This window comes from Acidovorax sp. KPB24-07 (assembly GCF_057543315.1).
Genome location: NZ_BAAJYS010000448.1, coordinates 1 through 2,514, shown reverse-complemented (window position 1 = coordinate 2,514; position 2,514 = coordinate 1). Strand labels below are relative to the sequence as shown.

Here is a 2,514-nt window from a genome sequence, read left to right as displayed (position 1 = left end):
CCCCGCCGCCGCTGCACGCCCTGCGCAGCCGCGCCGCGGCCGTCGCGGGCATTGGCCTCACCGTGGGCGCCTGCGCATGCTTCGCGGTACTGGACGCCACCACCAAATGGGTCAGCGCCGCCGTGCCGCTCTTCATGGCGCTGTGGCTGCGCTACCTGTTCCAGGCGCTGCTGACCACGGTGTTCGTGCTGCAGCGCGAAGGCGTTGCCGTGCTGCGCACCACGCAGCCGCGGTTCCAGGCGCTGCGCGCGGTGCTGTTCGCCGCCACGAGCCTCTTCGGCTTCATCAGCATCCAGCACCTGCCGCTGGCCGAGTTCACCGCCATCGTGGCGGCCACGCCGCTGTGCGTGACGGTGGTGGCGGCGCTGTGGCTGCACCAGCGGGTGAGCGCGCCGCGCTGGGCGCTCGTGGTCCTGGGGCTGGCGGGCACGCTGGCCATCATCCGCCCGGGGGGCGAGGCCTTCACCTGGGCCATGCTCTGGCCGCTGTGCCTGCTGGCCACCGGCACGGGCTACCAGGTCATCAGCAGCAAGATGGCGGGGCACGAGAGCCCCGCCACCACGCAGCTCTACACCGGCTGGCTGGCCGCGGCGCTGGTGTCGGTGGGCGTGCCGTTCACCTGGACCGCCATCGCGGACCCATGGCTGTGGGCCGGCATGTTCGCCATGGGCCTGTCGAGCGCCGTGGGGCATATGCTGCTGCTCCAGGCCTATGCGCGCACGACGCCGGTGACGATCGCGCCGTTCCTCTACAGCCAGATCGGCTTCGCGATGCTCGCCGGCTGGCTGCTGTTCCGCCATGTGCCGGACGCCTGGTCGCTGGCGGGCATCGCGGCCATCGTGCTCAGCGGGGCCGCCAGCGCCTGGCTCACCGTGCGCGAGACGCGGTAGCCCCTGCCTTCCCCGTGACTTCGCAACGGAGGTCGGGCCGAGGCGTGACGCCGCGGGTACTCAGTCGAGCTTGACGCCGGCGTCCTGGATCACGCGGCCCCATTTCTGCTTGTCCGCCACCAGGAATTCCCGGAACTGCCGTGGCGTGCTGCCGACGGGCTCCAGGCCGTCCTGCACCAGGCGCTGGGCGATCTCGGGCATGGCCAGCACCTTGGCCACTTCCTGCTGCACGCGCGCGATGGCCGCGGGTGGCGTGCCCTTGGCGGCGCACAGGCCCGTCCAGGTCACCGGGTCGAAATTCGGCACACCCGTCTCCGACACGGTCGGCACATCGGGAAAGCCGGGCAGCCGCCGGGCGCTGGCCACGGCCAGCAGCCGCAGCTTGCCCGAGCGCACGTTCGGCATCGAGCTGACCGGTTGGTCGAAGATCATCGACACCTGGCCCGACAGCACGTCGGCCATGGCGCTGCCGGTGCCCTTGTAGGCGATGTGCACGATGTCGATGCCCGCGCGCGACTTGAGCATTTCGCCGGCCAGGTGGCCACCCGTGCCGTTGCCGGACGACGCGAAATTGAGCTCGCCAGGCCTTTGCCGGGCGTACTGGACCAGTTCGCCCACGGTCTTGACCGGCAGCGCGGCATTCACCAGCAGCAGGTAAGGCGCGTTGGCGATCTGCGTGACGGGCAGCAGATCCGTCTCGGGATTGAAGGGCAGCGACTTGATCAGGTGCGGCTGGATCGACAGCGTGCCCGTGGTGCACATCAGCAGCGTGGTCCCGTCGGGCGGGGCCGACAGCACCGCCGAGGCGGCGATGTTGCCGCCCGCGCCCGGCCGGTTGTCGATCACGACCGGCTGGCCCAGGGCGTCGGCCAGCTTGGGGGCGATCAGCCGCGCGACGATGTCGTTGGAGCCACCCGGCGAGAAGCCGACGACGATGCGCACCGGCTTGGAGGGAAACGGGTCCGCGGCCCGCACGGCCGTGGCCTGCAGCGCGGCGGCCACTCCGAGTACCGAGGCGAGGGCGAGGAAGGGGCGAAGCGACAGGCGGTTCATGGCGATCCTTGGAACGGGGCGTGGTGGGACGGGACGGGGCGGAGCGGGAGACACAGTGGCCGAGGCATCAGGCGACCAGCGATGCACGGGCGCGGGCGATGCGCCGGCATCCTTCCAGCAGCTCGTCGGTGCCGGCGGCGAACGAGATGCGGAAATGCGTGCCGACGCCGTACGCGCTGCCCTGCAGCGCGGCGAGGTTTTCGGACTCCAGCAGGTGCAGGATCCAGTCGTCGCTGCTGCGGATAGGCGTGCCCTGGGGCGTGCGCAGGCCCCACAACGCGCTGCAGGAGGCGAACAGGTAGAAGGCGCCCTGCGGCCGGTGGCAGTGCAGGCCATCGATGGCGGTCAGCGCCTGCAGCACGGTATCGCGGCGCTCCTGGAAGATGCGCCGGCTCTGCGCCACGAAATCCTGCGGGCCCGTCAGCGCCGCCACCGCTGCGGCCTGCGCGATGGCGTTGGCGCCCGAGGTGCTTTGCGACTGCAGCTTGACCATGGCCTGGATGAGTTGCGCCGGCCCGGCCCCGTACCCGATGCGCCAGCCGGTCATGGCATAGGCCTTGGACACGCCGTT

3 protein-coding genes are annotated in these 2,514 nt (G+C 71.2%); 1 reads left to right on the top strand and 2 read right to left on the bottom strand.

The features are described 5' to 3' along the window. The first annotated feature begins 11 nt into the window (after window positions 1-11). Complete coding sequence (locus AC27IQ_RS22375) at window positions 12-890, top strand: DMT family transporter (RefSeq protein WP_487090848.1); 879 nt, start codon at window positions 12-14, stop codon at window positions 888-890. Window positions 891-950: 60 nt separating this feature from the next. Here AC27IQ_RS22375 and AC27IQ_RS22370 read toward each other — a convergent pair whose 3' ends face one another. Both AC27IQ_RS22370 and AC27IQ_RS22365 read right to left on the bottom strand, forming a co-directional pair. Further along, window positions 951-1,943 carry a Bug family tripartite tricarboxylate transporter substrate binding protein gene (locus AC27IQ_RS22370; protein WP_284431055.1) on the bottom strand — a complete coding sequence of 331 codons (993 nt, stop codon included), beginning with the start codon at window positions 1,941-1,943 and terminating at the stop codon, window positions 951-953. Between the two features lie 67 nt (window positions 1,944-2,010). Beyond that, window positions 2,011-2,514: aminotransferase class I/II-fold pyridoxal phosphate-dependent enzyme (locus AC27IQ_RS22365; RefSeq protein WP_487090847.1), on the bottom strand; the 504-nt coding region annotated here is incomplete at its 5' end.

Coding starts and splice junctions, on each gene's coding strand:
- AC27IQ_RS22370 (WP_284431055.1), bottom strand. CDS start 1,943: ATGAACCGCCTGTCGCTTCGCCCCTTCCTCGCCCTCGCCTCGGTACTC.